The sequence below is a fragment of the Actinoalloteichus hoggarensis genome, from assembly GCF_002234535.1.
GTDB lineage: Bacteria > Actinomycetota > Actinomycetes > Mycobacteriales > Pseudonocardiaceae > Actinoalloteichus_A > Actinoalloteichus_A hoggarensis.
On sequence record NZ_CP022521.1, the window covers coordinates 2,510,941 to 2,524,711 of the forward strand.

The window sequence follows — 13,771 nt, forward strand, 5'->3', positions numbered from 1 at the left end:
CGCGGGGCTCAGCCGGTGCGGCGCCGGAAGGCAGGCCGGTCCGGATGGTCCATCCGGACGATCAAATCCGCGCTCCGCTCCGGCCGGGCCGTGTCCGCGTAGTCCCGGTGCGCGGGCAACGTCCAGTGCAGCTCCGGAGGCAGCAGCCGGGCGATGGCCTGCGACGAGACGGCCAGGTGGATGCTCAGGTCGAAGTCGAGCGTTCCATCGAGCAGGAACATGCCGTCGACGATCAGCACCGCACCGGGGCGAAGGTCGACGTACTCCGCCCTGGTGGCCCGATCGGCGACGGCGTCCCACCGGCTCGGCAGCACCCGCCCGGTGCCACCCGCCTCGGTCGGCGTCAGCACCTCCCGGCGCAGCGCGCCGCGATCCAGCCAGTCCGGATAGGAGTCGGCGTCCTCACGGCCGTGTTCCAGCCGTAGCGAGGCCGGGCGCAGGAAGTCCGCGGTCGCGACACGCAGCGCGGGCCTGCCGCGCCGCACCAGCTCGTCGACGAGCGCCGCGGCCAGCCCGCCGCCCTGCTCGGCCACGGGCGCGTCCACCGCCAGTCGCAGCCAGGGGCGGCCTGGATGCTCCATGATCCAGTCGGTCAGGTCGGCGGGCAGCCGGTCCGGAGTGCTCGATCGGAACGTCACGAGTCGATCGTCGCAGAGCCCGCCTCGTCACCGCCCGCACCGTCCGGCGGTCGGGTTCGACCCCTGCCGTCCTCGTCGAACGGCACGGCCCGCCGATCCGCCCGCCCGACCCCGGGCCGCCGAGTCCTCGCCGTCGGCCGAGGGCGACGTCACTTCGCGTCCGCGTAGCAGCGGACCGCCGCCGTCTCCATCGGAAAGCGGACCGGCGTGTCACCGAACACGAGCCGCGCCGCGTCCCGCGCGGCGGCATCGATCAGCCGGATCACCTCGCCGACCACCTCGTCTCGGCAGTGCACGATGACCTCGTCGTGCTGGAAGAACACCAGTTCGGCGTCTCGACGCTCGAACAGCGCGGTCCGCAGGACGGCGATCAGCGTGGCAGCCCAGTCCGCCGCGCTGGCCTGCACGACGAAGTTCCTGGTGAAGCGACCCCTGGCGCGGCCGGCGCGCAGGGACCGCTGGTCGTCGCCGTCGCTCGGCTCCCGGCCCTCGTCGGGGTGGTCGTCCTCCGTCGCGGGCGGCGGGCAGGTGCGGCCCAGGAAGGATCGGACCAGCCCGCCCGCCTCGCCCTGTCGGGCGGCGTGCTCGACGTACTCCACGGCGGCGGGGAAGCGCCGCCGCAGCGCGCCGACCAGCATGCCCGCCTCCCCGCTGGTCTGCCCGTACAGCGCGGCCAGGATGCCGATCTTCGCCCGGTCCCGGTCGCCGCCGAACGCCTCGGCGGCGGTGGTGCGGTAGAGGTCCGCGTCGCGGCTGGCGGCGGTCAGGCCCGGGTCGGCCGAGATGGCGGCGAGTACCCGGGGCTCCAGCTGGCAGGCGTCGGCGACCACCAGCGTCCAGCCCTCGTCGGCGATCACCGCCTGTCGGATGGTTCGAGGGATCTGCAGGGCGCCGCCGCCTCGGCTGGCCCATCGACCGGACACGACCCCGCCGGGCACGTACTGCGGGCGGAACCGGCCGTCGTGCACCCATTCGGCCAGCCAGGACCAGCCGTGCGCGGTGTGAATCCGGGACAGCTCCTTGTACTCCAACAGCAGCGGCACGGCCGGATGGTCCACTTCGCGCAACACCCAGGATCGGGTCGAGGACAACCGGATGCCCGCCTGACCGAAGGCACGGACGACCTCCTGCGGCGAGTCGGGGTGCAGGCCGCGCACCCCGAGCGCGGCGCCGACGGCCGCCGCCAGCTCGCCGAGCCTGCGCGGCATCACACCGGCTCCGGGGCGCGGCCCGAGCAGCCTCGTCAGCAGGTCATGATGGACGTCGGCGCGCCAGGGCAGTCCGAGCCTGCCCATCTCCTCGGCGACCAGCGCGCCCGCGGACTCGGCCGCCAGCAGCAGCGCGATCCGTTCCGGACGACTCGTCGCCGTGGCCCGACGGTGCTGCTCGGCGTACACCGCCACGGCCGCGTCGATCTCGTGGGCGCCGGCAGGCAGCGCGGGCGCGGCGGGCTCGAACAGCGCGGGCGTCGAGCCCGGCTCCGCGGCGGGCGCGTCGGCCGGGACGGGGAGGCCGCGCAGCCGGGCGAGGCTCGCGGGCAGCGCGGCCGGCTCACCGGCACGGCCCTCGTGGCCCAACAGGAGGGCCTCGACGAGGCGCAGATCATGACAACGGCGGATCCGGACGCCGTCGCCCGCCAGTCGGCTCGCGAGCCTGCCCGCGTCGGCGGAGATCCATCGGGGAGCGGCGGCCGCCTCCTCCGCCGCCACCGCCGCGGCGAGGTCCCGCACCACTCGAACCGGTTCCAACGGCGTCCCGGCGCGGTCCACCCGCACCAGCGCGCCGCCCGTCTCCCCGCCTCGCCCGTCCGTGCAGGCCACCGCAGTCCACATGCGGTGCATCCTCGGCCAGCGCCCTGACATCGACCAGCGGCGGCACGTCGAGCGTGCCCGTGTCGCCACGACGGCGGCCGTCCCGCTCGGGGCCGTGTCGGTCACACGAGCAGGACTGGCGGGCCCGCCGCCGGTCTCGCCGATCCTGTCGGACGGCACGACCTGCTCCGCCCGTCGGCCTCGGCGGCGCGGAACCGCTCCCCGAGCCGCTGCGAACGAGCGAGTCAGAGCCGCTCGATGACGGTGGCGTTCGCCATCCCGCCGCCCTCGCACATCGTCTGCAGGCCGTACCGGCCTCCGGTGTCCTCCAGGGTGTTGACCAGGGTCGTCAGCAGCCTGGTTCCCGATGCGCCCAGCGGATGACCGAGGGCGATGGCGCCGCCGCGCTGATTGAGGCGGTCGAGGTCCGCGCCGAACTCGGCGGCCCACAACAGGGGGACCGGTGCGAACGCCTCGTTGACCTCGAACACGTCGAGATCGTCGATGCCGAGCCCGGACCGCTCCAACACTCGTCGGGTGGCGGGCAGGACCCCGGAGAGCATCAACGTCGGGTCGTCGCCGACCACCGAGAACGTGTGGAATCGAGCTCTGGGGCGCAGACCCAGCGCGGCGGCCCGCTCCTCGCTCATGATCAGCGTCGCGGACGCGCCGTCGGTCAACGGCGAGGAGCTGCCGGGGGTGACCCGCCAGTCGATCTCGGGGAACCGCGTCGCCGCCGCCTCGTCGACGAAACACGGCCGCAGACCGGCGAGGCTCTCGGCGGTGGTCGCCGGGCGCACCGTCTCGTCCCGCTCGTGCACGCCGTCGGCCACCGGGACGCCGACGATCTCCCGATCGAACGCGCCGGACTCCGCGGCCCGCGCCGCCAGCCGATGGGACCTGGCGGCGAAGTCGTCGAGCTCGTCTCGGCTCAGCTTCCACCGCGCCGCCAGCAGCTCCGCGGCGATGCCCTGCTGCACCAGGCCTTCCGGGTAGCGGTCGGCGATGCCCGCGCCGTACTGCTCGGCGTCCTGAATGGAGGAGAACATCGGGACCCGGCTCATCGACTCCACGCCGCAGGCGATGACCACGTCGTAGGCCCCGGCGAGCACGCCCTGCGCCGCGAAGTGCGCGGCCTGCTGACTGGAGCCGCACTGGCGGTCGATCGTCGTCGCGGGCACGTGCTCCGGGAAGCCCGCCGCCAGCACCGCCTTGCGGGTGATGTTGAAGCTCTGCTCGCCGACCTGGGACACACAGCCGCCGATCACGTCGTCCACCAGGGCCGGATCGAGGTCGTTGCGGGTCCGCAACGAGCGCAGCACGCCTGCCAGCAGGTCCACCGGGTGCACCTCGGCGAGCGCGCCGCCGGGCTTGCCCCGACCCGAGGCGGTGCGGACGGTGTCGACGATCACTGCGCTGGTCATGGTGCGTCTCCTCGAACGGTGCCGACGGCGGTGTCCTCAGCCTGCCATCCCGGCTTCGTCGGAAGCCATGCCGGGACGCCCCTCGATCGTTCACCCTCGCCGATCCGACCGATTCACTCCGCTGCGATCCACCAGATCGTTCACATCGTCTTTCATCGCTGATCGCTATCGTCGTCCCCTTCGCGAGTGCCCGATGGTCGGGCACTCGCGTCATTCCTGGAAGAGGGGCACAAGGATGGAGCTCTTGACCAGCCCGGAGGTCTGGGTCGCCTTCGCGACGCTGCTTCTGCTGGAGATCGTGCTCGGCATCGACAACGTCGTATTCATCTCCATTCTCTCCGGCAAGCTGCCGCCGGAACAGCAGGCCAGGGCGCGAACGCTGGGACTGGGTCTCGCGTTGATCACCCGACTGCTGCTGCTCCTGTCGTTGTCCTGGATCATCGGACTGACCGAGGATCTGTTCACCGTGTTCGGCATGGGCTTGTCCGGCCGGGACCTGATCCTGTTGACGGGCGGCCTGTTCCTGCTCGCGAAGGCGACCTATGAGATCCACGAGCATCTGGAGGGCAACGAACACGCCAAGGCGGGCAAGGTCGCGTCCTTCGCCTCGGTGATCGCCCAGATCCTGGTACTGGACGTCGTCTTCTCTCTCGACTCGGTGATCACCGCCGTGGGCATGGTGGACGAGCTGGCCGTGATGGTCGCCGCCGTCGTCATCGCCATGGTGATCATGCTGGTGTCCGCCGGGCCCATCAGCGACTTCGTCGGCCGACATCCGACGGTGAAGATGCTGGCGCTCACCTTCCTGGTGCTCATCGGTGCGAGTCTCATCGCCGAGGGCTTCGACCAGCACATTCCGAAGGGATACGTCTACGGTCCGATCGCCTTCTCCATCGTGGTCGAGTTCCTCAATCTGCGGGCCAAGGCCAATCGGACGAGGAACGAGCCGGTGCACCTGCGGGCCACCTACGTCAAGGACGCTCCCGAACCGGTCGAGGCCGTCGCCGTGTCGGCGGAGCACACGGAAGCGGCGGGCGACTCCACCATCGCCGAGGTCGCGCCGAGCGCGGGGAACGGCGCGAAGCCGCGGGGGACGGGGGCTCGCGGCTGATTCGGACGTCGGCGTGACGCCTCGGCCCGCGATCCCCGAACCGGATCGACCCGTCGCCGACGCGACGGCCGCGTGCCGCGAGCGGCGTCAGACGGCGAAGGTCCGCCTCGGCAGGCCCGCGAGCAGCTTGCGTGCCGAGGCGGCCACCCAGTCGCTGCCTACGGCCAGCAACGCCGGGTCCGGCGTGTCGGCATAGGGATCGCCGCGGCGTAGCCGGTCGACCGAGAGGATCACGTGGGGTCCGCCCTCGGGCGGTCCCCACGTCGACGCGGGAACCGGGCCCGCGAGCACCACCGACGGAGTGCCGAACGCGAAACCGAGATGGGCGACGCCGGTCTCACCGCAGATCAGCAGGCGGGCGCGGGCGATCAACGCCGCCAGCGAGTCGAGGTCGGTGCGGCCTGCCAGCACCTGCCGTCTGCTCAGCCCGGCCAGTTCGGCGACCTTGACGGCCAGCGGGACCTCGGCGGTCGAACCGGTGATCACGACGCGATGACCCGCGTCGTGCAGGCCCCGTGCCACCTTCGCGAAGCGCTCGGCGGGCCAGCGCCTGCTGATCCGCGGTGCGCCCGGATGCACGACGACCACCCTCGGCAGGCCCGCCGATCTTCTCGGTCGGACCAGACGCAGATCCCGGGGATCGGCGGTCATGCCGTGGGCGGCCAGCAGCCCGCACCACCGGTCGCGTTCGGCGGCCACCGGGTTCCATTCCGGGCCGTCCCAGCCGGGGGCGCGATGTCCGATGCGGTGCTCCGGCCGGAGCGCGTCGAGTATCCGGGCGCTCTTGGGCCCCCGGTCGTGCAGGTTCACCGCCACCTCGGTGCGTTCCGGCCAGTCGAGCACCCGGAGCCCGTGCGCCCCGAGGACCTCGTCGACGGCGCCGGTCCGATACGCCAGCGGTGCCAGGCTGGGCGTGGTGGCCAGCACCAGCCGATGGGCGGGGAACGCGGCCCGCAGCCCGCGCAGCGCGGGCACCGAGGCAAGCAGGTCGCCGATGCCCAGCGCCCGAAGCACGACGAGGTTCCGAACCCGCCGCGGCGTCGTCACTGCGCGCTCCCGGACGTCTCGGCCGCCGCGTTCCGCAGGGACGTTCCGGCCTGCCTGTCCGGTCGGGAGACGGTCGACGTCATCGAGGCGGTCCCCGCGGCCGGTGCGGCCATGTCGCGGTTCGGGACGTCGTCGGCCGCACCGCCGTGGTCCTCGGCGCCGTGCGACTCGGCATCCGCCCGGGGTTCCAGGAAGTCGGGGTTCGCGCGCGGCAGCCGGGCGGCGGGCCGCCTCGTCGGGGTGCAGGCGACGTCGTCGCCCGGCAGGCTCTCCCGAAGGTCGATCTCCGCCGTCGGCTTCTCCGCTCTCGGGATCTCGGCGGTCGGAGCCTCCGCCGCGTCCGCCTCAGCCCGCTGACCGCAGGAGTGACGGCGAACCGCGATCTCCAACCGCATCGTGGCCAGCCCCGAGTGGACGTCCGGCGGATCGAACACGAGTCGTACCGAGTCGCTCAGAGTCTCCAGGACATGCCAGCCGAAACCGTCCCGAACGGGTTCGACGGCACCGCGCGTCGCGCTGCGCATCGTCAATTCGATGCCCTCGGCGGACGGCCGGAACCGGCAGTGCAGGAACTCGCCCGCCACGCCCTGCCTGATGAGCACCGCGCACGCCTCTTCGACCGCGAGTCGGAAGTCCTCGACCCGGTCCATGTCGAACTCCTCGCGTGCCGCGAGATCCCCCGCCAGCCCCCGAACCAGGGCGATGCGCTCCGCCGTCGCCGCCACCCGAAGGTGGACGTCCGCGCCGCGTGCCATGGAGTCCTGCTCGGTCTCGGCGGGCTTGACGGTCACCACATGATCACCTCACGAGTGTCGAAAGGCCCGGGTCGTCGAGTGGCAGTACCCGCCCTCGCCGTTCTTACACACCGCGAGTGACGTTCCCGCCGAGACGTCCCGTGACGACTCTTGCCCATGCGGTGGGGGTGTGCCCCCGGCTGGAGTGAAGCGCGGCTACCGTCGGTAGTAGTCGGTCGATTCACGTTTGTGGCCGGCCGCCTCGGCAACTCCTCCGGACATGAAGGCCACGAGTGTTGCGGCGACCGGACGGCCCACCGGCCGGGTCTCGGCGGTGTTGTTCGACCGTGACGGCACGCTCATCGACGACGTGCCCTACAACGGAGACCCCGGGCAGGTGCGGCTGGTGCCGTCGGCCCGGCGCGCCGTCGAACGGCTTCGTGCCAGGGGCGTGCCGGTCGGCGTGATCACCAACCAGTCCGGCATCGGGCGTGGTCTGCTCGTCCCGGAACAGGTCAGGGCCGTGAATCGGGCGGTCGAGGCGCAGCTCGGCCGTCTGGACGTGTGGGAGGTCTGCCCGCATCCTCCGCTGCACGGCGGAGTCGGCTGTGCCTGCCGTAAACCCAGGCCGGGCATGGTGCTCTCGGCGGCCCGGCGGCTCGGCGTCCCGGTCGCCGAGGTGGTGCTGATCGGTGACACCGGCAGCGATGTGCAGGCGGCCCTCGCGGCGGGCGCGACGCCGATCCTGGTGCCGAGTCCGGCGACGCTGCCCGCGGAGATCGACGCGGCCGCGCTCATCGCCGATGATCTCGACCTCGCCGTCGACATCGCCCTGGGGCTCGTGCTGCCGGGGGTGATCGCGGACGGAATGCTGCCCGACCCGAGGTCGCCCGAGCCCGGCCGTCGTCCGACCGGTCGCCTGCGGTGACCTCCCGGCGTGGCCGCGGCCGTCGTGGCCCGGCCGCGTCGCCGTGCATCGCCCACCGGCGGGAGTCGGACCCGCCGACGTCGGACCGTGATGCCCGCCCGTCGGCCGGAGCGCCCATCTCGGCGGACGACGTACCACCTCGCTGTTCGTCCGTTCGAGGCCGGACACGGCCGTCTCGCCGGGCTGGTCCCCAGGCAGGCGACCCCCGAGAGTCCGCCGACTGAGCTTCCCGTCCTTCCCGGTGGGGCGGTCGACGCTCGGGCGGCTCCGTCTCGCCGCCCGAGCCGAGCCGGTCGGCCCTGGAGGCCGCGTTCGTACCCCGCCCGCGCGGCGCGCGATCGACGACGGCCGACGCGAGACCGTCGATCGGCGCGCCCGTGCGCCGACCGGGTCGCATGGTCCGGCGACGCAGGCTGGGGCACTCGTCGCTGAAGATGCCCGTCGCGACGATGGCACGGAAGATGTCCAGGACGACACCGACTCGAACGGAACGGTCGAGGTACGCCGGCCCGCGTGATCGGCACCTCGCCCGCAGGCTGACCGCCGACCCGGAGATCGCGGCATCCGGCGGCCCGGCCGTCCCGCTCCAGCGGAGAAGGAGTCCGTCGTACGGCGCCGCCACGTCGACGCCTGCGGACCGCCTGGCTGACGTGACATCGCCTGCGGACTCGACGACGGCGAGCCGAGAGAGGAGCCCCGATGAGGATCGCAATGGTCTCCGAGGAGGCGGGTCCACTGGCCGACCCGGATGAGGACGACCTCGGCGGGCGGCATGTGCACGTGGCGGAGCTGTCGGCCGCCCTCGCCGTCGATCACGACGTCACGATCTACGCCAGACGGGATTCTCCGGACCTCCCCGAGGCCGCCGAGGCGGCGGACCTGCGCGTCGTGCCCGTGACCGCGGGCCCCGCCCGTCCGCTCGCCGAGGAGGCACGGCTGCCGCACCTGGGCCGGTTCGCGGGGGAACTGGCGGCAGCGTGGGACGCGGCGCCGCCCGACGTCGTCCACGCGCACTCCTGGATGTCCGGCCTGGCGGCGCTGTTGGCCGCCCGGAGGCTGGCCCTGCCGGTGGTGCAGACGTTCCACGACCTGGGCGTGGTCGTCAGACGAGTCGAAGGGGACGAGGGAGCGGGCGGACCGCGGCGTCGTCGCCTGGAGCGGACGATCGCCTGCTCGGTGGACCGCGTGACCGCGATGTGCACGTCGGAGGCCGTCGAACTCGTGCGCATGGGCGTGCCCCGGTCCTCCGTCACCGTGCTGCCCTGCGGCGTCGACGTCGACCGGTTCACCCCCACCGGTCCCGCGGCTCGGCGCGGCAGCAGATTCCGGGTCGTCTGCACGGGCGGGCCGGAGCCCCGCCACGGCCTGGACACCGTGATCCGCTCGCTGCGGCTGCTCCCTGAGGCCGAACTCGTGATCATCGAGGACACGGCGCGGGACGGCGATGCTCGGCGCGACGCCGACGCGGCCCGCCTGCGGGCGGTGGCGGAGCAGCTCGGGGTTGCCGACCGGGTGCACTGGGCGGGACCGACTCCTCGGCGGCAGCTGCCCGCGCTGCTTCGCTCGGCCGACGCGGTGGTCTGCGCGGGATGGTACGAAGCCTCCGGAGCCACCGCCGTGGAGGCGATGGCCTGCGCGATCCCGGTCGTCGTGGCCTCGGCGGGCGGCCCCGTCGACACGGTGGTGGACGGAGTGACGGGGCTGCACGTCCCCCCGCGCGACGGTCGCGCGCTCGCCGCCGCGCTGCGCGGCCTGGTCCGGGACACGTCGCGACGCCAGTCGCTCGGCGTGGCGGGCAGCGACCGGGCGAGGGCGAGATTCTCCTGGGCCCGTATCGCGGGAGACACCGCGCGGCTCTACCACGGACTGGTCGCCGCGGAGACGCCCGAGGAGCCGCTCGCCGTGGGACAGGGTGTCTGAGCCCTGCCTGCATGACCTCGACGTCCGCGATCGAGGCCCCGTCCCTGCGGGCAGGTCGTCCGCCGAGCGTCGTCGACGTCTGCCTCCTTGCGTTCAGGAGGCTCCGCGCGGCACCGGGACCGTCAGTGCGTCCGTGAGGGTGTGGTACACGGTCGTCGGATCGTCCATTCCGGTCGCGGCGAGCGCGCGCCGGACCGGCCGTCCCGCGCACAACAGCCGGAGGGCCACCCCGGTCGCTCGGGCGGTGGTCAGGCCGTCGGCGAGCACGGCGAGTCCGGTGACGCCGAGGAAGTCGACCTCACGCAGATCGACGACGAGCGGGTCGCCGCCGTCCTCCAGCTGCTCGCCCAGCGCCTGATCGAGCAGCGGTGCGGTGAGCATGTCGACCTCGCCGACCAACGTGATCACCGTCGCCGAGTCCGGGGAGTGCTCCACGGACAGGGCCAGTGCGCGTTCGGCGCGGTCGCGGTCGTATCGACCCGAATCGACCGGGGGCGTGCGACCCGCCGCGGGTGCCGAATGCCGGTCGACTACGGGGAAGGACCGATTCTCGAATGAGTTCATGGATTCCTCTTCTCCGTGGTCCCAGGCGCGGCCTCGAAGTCGTCGCCGAGCCCGGGCGACGCCGATTCTTCACATCTGTGAGGTTCTCCTGTCGGGTTGCGTCCGGGTGCGCCGGACCGATTTCGGCCGGTCAGCCGGCTCCCGCCGCCTCCCTCTCCGTCACCGTACACGCGCGAACGGGTGAGTCGATATCTCCTTGAGATCGGGGTGAAGTGGAATTCGATTCCGTTGCCACACGATGCGCTCGGTCGGCGAATCGGTTCAGTCGAGCACTCGAAAGAGGGGTTTCGCGGGTTCGCGGGCACGCGTATATCGGAATCCCGTGTGCGCTGCTGCCGGTGGTCGAGGCGGGTACGGCCACGGACTGTCCCTGGTGTGGAGTCGGAGTCGACCGGGCGGACATGCCGGAGGCCTCCCTCCCGCGTCACGCGGGAAAGAGGCCTCCGGGGTGTGGCGGGTGTGGCGGTCGTGCCCGGTCGTCGCTCGCGGGCGTGTCCAGGGATCAGCGTGGGCCGGGGCGCGGACCGCTCGTGTCCGGTGCCGCGGGCTTGCCCGTCGGGTTCGGCGGACCGGGCCGCGGCCCGGGACGGGGACCGGGCTTCGGGCGTCCGGACGGTCCGGGCTTCGGCGGCTCGGTGGAGCCCGTGTCGCCTGCCGTCGCGTTCTGGGTCGTCGCGTTCGGCGCGGGCTTCTGCGGAGCGCGGGGGACGTCGCCGCGCCAGGCACCGGTCTCCTGGCCTCGAGCCTCGATGAACTCGCGGAACCGTTCGAGATCGCCCTGGATCTGGCGCTCCACCAGGCCCAGCCCGCTGCCCGCCTTCTCGACGAGGCCCGAGGGCTCGTAGTCCATCTGGAGATGAATCCGCGTCGTCGATGCGTCCAGGCGGTGCAGCGTCACGACGCCGCTCTGGGCAGGACCGTTCGTGGAGCGCCAGGCCACTCGCTCGTCGGGATGTTGTTCGGTGATCTCGGCGTCGAACTCCCGAGTCACCCCCGCGATCGAGGTCTTCCAGTGCGTCTTGGTCGGGGTGAGCTGCTCGATGCGGTCCACTCCGCTCATGAACTGGGGGAACGACTCGAACTGGGTCCACTGGTCATAGGCCGTGGACACCGGGACATGCACGTCGACCGACTTCGTGATGGTCGCCACGACGATCCTCCATTCGCTGGACTGCGCTCCCGCTCGGATACCCGCGTCTCGGTTTCTCACACGTGTCGGGCGCCGCGGGTTCTCCCCGACTCGGTGACGTCGTCCCCGCCCACGGCGGCGCAAGGGGTGCCCGGCGCACGCCGCACCGGGCACGCGCGGGCATCGGCATGGCGGAGTTCCGCTCCGCCTGCCTCGGCGACATCCGGCGCCGTGCGCCGGATCGTCAGACTCCTCTGATGAAGGCCACCAGATGGGTGACGACGAAGCCGAGGACCAGCACCAGCAGCACCACCATGAGCACGAACACGAGGATGTTGGCCCAGCGCGGGGACGGGGTGGTCTCCCGGTGGGCGAGTCCCTCGGTGGTGCTTCCCTCGACCGGAGGTGTCGCACCAGGCGGAACGCCCCCGCCGGGTTCCGCCGCCGACGGCGGATCGGGCTCGGGATCGGAAGGCAGGGTCATTCGTCGCGGGTACCCGCCGAGGCGTCACGCGAACCCTGGAGGAGACCTCGTCGCGCGGGTCGAGGTGATCGGTAGCCTCGGCGCGCAGCAGCACACTGCGGGTTCTCGCGCTCGTGGCGCTCGCAGCGGCAGGCTGCCACCAGGACGTGGAGGAGGACCGTGTGAGCACAGTCGAGCCTGACGCCGGTCGGAGCGAGCGGCCCGCGCGCGGCGCCGGGGATCTGATCGAGGTGCGTGTGGCGGCGGACCCGGAACGGGTCGCCGTCCTGCGCACGGTGGTCGCGGGGCTCGCGATGCGTGCGGACTTCGACCTGGACATCGTCGACGACTTGCGGTTGGCGGTGGACGAGGCATGCTCGTCTCTGGTGCGCCTTGCCACACCCGGAACACGACTCGTGGCCCGGTTCCAGGTCGCGCCGAGCGCGATCACCGTGGCGGTCACGGTGGCCGCACCCGAGGACGCGATGCTGCGGAGGGACACCTTCGGGTGGCAGGTGTTGACGACACTCGCCACCGAGGTGACCGCCGTCGCCCGTCCCTCGGCGGACCGTGCCGGGCAACTGCTGGAGATCGAGTTCGTCAAGTGCCGCAGGGAGGCGATGCCGTGACTCAGCGCTCGCCGGTGAGCAGCCGGGATCACACCTACGAGCATTTGCTTCCGCTCTTCGCGACCCTGACCGACCTCTCGGAGGGGGATCCTCGTCGCACCTCGGTGCGGGAGAAGTTGATCACCGAGCACCAGGCGCTCGCTTTGCACATCGCCCAGCGCTTCAGCAACCGCGGCGTGGCCATGGACGACCTCGTCCAGGTGGCCAACGTCGGGCTGATCCAGGCTGTCGATCGTTTCGACCCGGCCCGGGGCACCGACTTCCTCGCCTTCGCCGTTCCCACGATCATGGGCGAGGTTCGTCGCTATTTCCGAGACCGGAGCTGGTCGGTCCATCTGCCGAGACGGTTGAAGGAACTGCATCTGGCGATCAACGCGGTGGTGCGGGATCTCTCCCAGTCTCTCGGCCGGGCTCCGACGTCGGCGGAGATCGCCACCAGGCTGGGCATCTCTCGGGAAGAGGTCATCGAGGGCCTGGAGGTCCGTCATGCCTACCGGTCCTCCTCACTGGACGAGGTCCTCGGTGACGAGGACTCGCCGTCACTCAGCAGCACGCTGGGCGAGGAGGATCCGGAGATGGCCGTCGTGGAGAACCGGGAGGCGTTGCATCCGCTGCTCGCCTCGCTGCCGGAGCGGGAGCGCACGGTTCTGTTGCTCCGATTCTTCGGGAACATGACACAGACTCAGATCAGCGAGCGGGTCGGAGTCTCGCAGATGCATGTCTCCCGGATCCTCGCCAAGACACTGCGCCATCTGCGTGAGCAGCTCGCCGACAGCTGAGTGACGCCTGCCGCCGCATCCTGGTGCCCGTTTCACCTCGTTCGTCGACGGGTACCGAACCGACATCGGGTGATTGCTTCCACCCGAGAAGGTGTTCCGGTCGCGGGGAGGCAGCATATGCAGACTGTTCTTTTCACGGTTGCCGATGACGTCCCCGGATCGGTGGTGGTCCGTCGCGCCGAATCGGGCGGGATCGAGGTGACTGTGCGTCGTGGCCAGGTGGTCACGGCGGAGTTCGCGCAGATTCTCTCGGATGCGATCGCCTCGGCAGCCAGGACGACCATCCGGACCGACGTCGAGGCCGACGAGGAGGTCGAGACGCCGTCGCCCCGCAGCGCGGCCTGATCGCGCTGCCGAGCCGGAGCGGAGGCCTCGCCGATGAGCACCGAACCCCGTCTCACCGGAGAAGAGCCACCGGTCGAGGTGCTCGTTCGCACCCTGACCCGGGCGGCCACCACCCTGCGGGCGCAGGAGATCCCCTTCGCCGTGGCCGGTGGACTCGCCGCGTACGCACGGGGCGGACCGGCGACCGAACACGACGTCGACCTGCTCGTCCGGCTGGAGGACGCCGAGCGCACGGTGGGCCCTCGTACA

The 13,771-nt window shown here is 72.0% G+C and carries 14 protein-coding genes; 6 read left to right on the forward strand and 8 right to left on the reverse strand.

Going from position 1 to position 13,771, the window contains the following annotated elements; genetic code table 11:
* Positions 1 to 8: 8 nt before the first annotated feature.
* The 3 genes from AHOG_RS11045 to AHOG_RS11055 form a co-directional block, all read right to left on the reverse strand.
* Positions 9 to 638, reverse strand: coding sequence for a nucleoside/nucleotide kinase family protein (locus AHOG_RS11045; protein WP_211290575.1), 630 nt, complete (start codon positions 636 to 638; stop codon positions 9 to 11).
* Positions 639 to 787: 149 nt separating this feature from the next.
* Entirely contained in the window at positions 788 to 2,470 is a 1,683-nt protein-coding gene (locus AHOG_RS11050) for a bifunctional 3'-5' exonuclease/DNA polymerase (RefSeq protein WP_211290576.1), read from the reverse strand.
* A gap of 224 nt (positions 2,471 to 2,694) precedes the next feature.
* The gene (locus AHOG_RS11055) at positions 2,695 to 3,873 is read right to left on the reverse strand and encodes a thiolase family protein (RefSeq protein WP_093941286.1); all 1,179 of its coding nucleotides are present in this window, start codon (positions 3,871 to 3,873) and stop codon (positions 2,695 to 2,697) included.
* Positions 3,874 to 4,108: 235 nt separating this feature from the next.
* Between AHOG_RS11055 and AHOG_RS11060 the strand changes: the two genes are divergently transcribed.
* On the forward strand, positions 4,109 to 4,984 hold the full coding sequence (locus AHOG_RS11060; protein WP_093941287.1) for a TerC family protein: 876 nt from the start codon (positions 4,109 to 4,111) through the stop codon (positions 4,982 to 4,984).
* Positions 4,985 to 5,071: 87 nt separating this feature from the next.
* On the opposite strand, the gene AHOG_RS11065 is transcribed toward AHOG_RS11060, so the two are convergent.
* Both AHOG_RS11065 and AHOG_RS11070 read right to left on the reverse strand, forming a co-directional pair.
* A complete protein-coding gene (locus AHOG_RS11065) occupies positions 5,072 to 6,031 on the reverse strand; it encodes a glycosyltransferase family 9 protein (protein ID WP_093941288.1) in 960 nt (319 codons plus the stop codon).
* Entirely contained in the window at positions 6,028 to 6,822 is a 795-nt protein-coding gene (locus AHOG_RS11070; protein WP_157736763.1) for an ATP-binding protein, read from the reverse strand. The genes AHOG_RS11065 and AHOG_RS11070 overlap by 4 nt, the downstream gene beginning before the upstream one ends.
* Before the next feature lie 223 nt (positions 6,823 to 7,045).
* On the opposite strand from AHOG_RS11070, the gene AHOG_RS11075 reads away from it, so the two are divergent.
* Positions 7,046 to 7,693, forward strand: a complete 648-nt coding sequence (locus tag AHOG_RS11075) for a D-glycero-alpha-D-manno-heptose-1,7-bisphosphate 7-phosphatase (RefSeq protein ID WP_093941290.1) — start codon at positions 7,046 to 7,048, stop codon at positions 7,691 to 7,693.
* A 699-nt stretch (positions 7,694 to 8,392) separates the two neighbouring features.
* A complete protein-coding gene (locus tag AHOG_RS11080; RefSeq protein WP_093941291.1) occupies positions 8,393 to 9,613 on the forward strand; it encodes a glycosyltransferase in 1,221 nt (406 codons plus the stop codon).
* Between the two features lie 93 nt (positions 9,614 to 9,706).
* Here the strand turns inward: AHOG_RS11080 and AHOG_RS11085 are convergent, their stop codons facing one another.
* The 3 genes from AHOG_RS11085 to AHOG_RS11095 form a co-directional block, all read right to left on the reverse strand.
* Positions 9,707 to 10,177, reverse strand: coding sequence for an STAS domain-containing protein (locus AHOG_RS11085; RefSeq protein ID WP_093941292.1), 471 nt, complete (start codon positions 10,175 to 10,177; stop codon positions 9,707 to 9,709).
* A gap of 502 nt (positions 10,178 to 10,679) precedes the next feature.
* Positions 10,680 to 11,327: an SRPBCC family protein gene (locus AHOG_RS11090; protein WP_093941293.1), complete on the reverse strand. Its 648-nt coding sequence runs from the start codon at positions 11,325 to 11,327 to the stop codon at positions 10,680 to 10,682.
* 223 nt (positions 11,328 to 11,550) lie between these two features.
* Entirely contained in the window at positions 11,551 to 11,790 is a 240-nt protein-coding gene (locus AHOG_RS11095; protein ID WP_093941294.1) for a DUF6480 family protein, read from the reverse strand.
* 161 nt (positions 11,791 to 11,951) lie between these two features.
* On the opposite strand from AHOG_RS11095, the gene AHOG_RS11100 reads away from it, so the two are divergent.
* From AHOG_RS11100 to AHOG_RS11110, 3 genes are all read left to right on the forward strand, one after another.
* Positions 11,952 to 12,398, forward strand: coding sequence for an ATP-binding protein (locus AHOG_RS11100; RefSeq protein ID WP_245856693.1), 447 nt, complete (start codon positions 11,952 to 11,954; stop codon positions 12,396 to 12,398).
* Positions 12,395 to 13,177 (forward strand): SigB/SigF/SigG family RNA polymerase sigma factor, encoded by a 783-nt coding sequence (locus AHOG_RS11105; RefSeq protein WP_093944360.1) that lies wholly within the window; start codon positions 12,395 to 12,397, stop codon positions 13,175 to 13,177. The genes AHOG_RS11100 and AHOG_RS11105 overlap by 4 nt, the downstream gene beginning before the upstream one ends.
* Positions 13,178 to 13,294: 117 nt before the next feature.
* Positions 13,295 to 13,522 (forward strand): hypothetical protein, encoded by a 228-nt coding sequence (locus tag AHOG_RS11110; RefSeq protein WP_157736764.1) that lies wholly within the window; start codon positions 13,295 to 13,297, stop codon positions 13,520 to 13,522.
* The last annotated feature ends 249 nt before the right edge of the window (positions 13,523 to 13,771 follow it).

Excerpts from the sequence above, each read along its gene's own strand:
- AHOG_RS11055 (WP_093941286.1), bottom strand. The coding sequence starts at position 3,873 with ATGACCAGCGCAGTGATCGTCGACACCGTCCGCACCGCCTCGGGTCGG.
- AHOG_RS11080 (WP_093941291.1), top strand. The coding sequence starts at position 8,393 with ATGAGGATCGCAATGGTCTCCGAGGAGGCGGGTCCACTGGCCGACCCG.
- AHOG_RS11110 (WP_157736764.1), top strand. The coding sequence starts at position 13,295 with ATGCAGACTGTTCTTTTCACGGTTGCCGATGACGTCCCCGGATCGGTG.
- AHOG_RS11085 (WP_093941292.1), bottom strand. The coding sequence starts at position 10,177 with ATGAACTCATTCGAGAATCGGTCCTTCCCCGTAGTCGACCGGCATTCG.
- AHOG_RS11075 (WP_093941290.1), top strand. The coding sequence starts at position 7,046 with ATGAAGGCCACGAGTGTTGCGGCGACCGGACGGCCCACCGGCCGGGTC.
- AHOG_RS11050 (WP_211290576.1), bottom strand. The coding sequence starts at position 2,470 with ATGTGGACTGCGGTGGCCTGCACGGACGGGCGAGGCGGGGAGACGGGC.
- AHOG_RS11060 (WP_093941287.1), top strand. The coding sequence starts at position 4,109 with ATGGAGCTCTTGACCAGCCCGGAGGTCTGGGTCGCCTTCGCGACGCTG.
- AHOG_RS11095 (WP_093941294.1), bottom strand. The coding sequence starts at position 11,790 with ATGACCCTGCCTTCCGATCCCGAGCCCGATCCGCCGTCGGCGGCGGAA.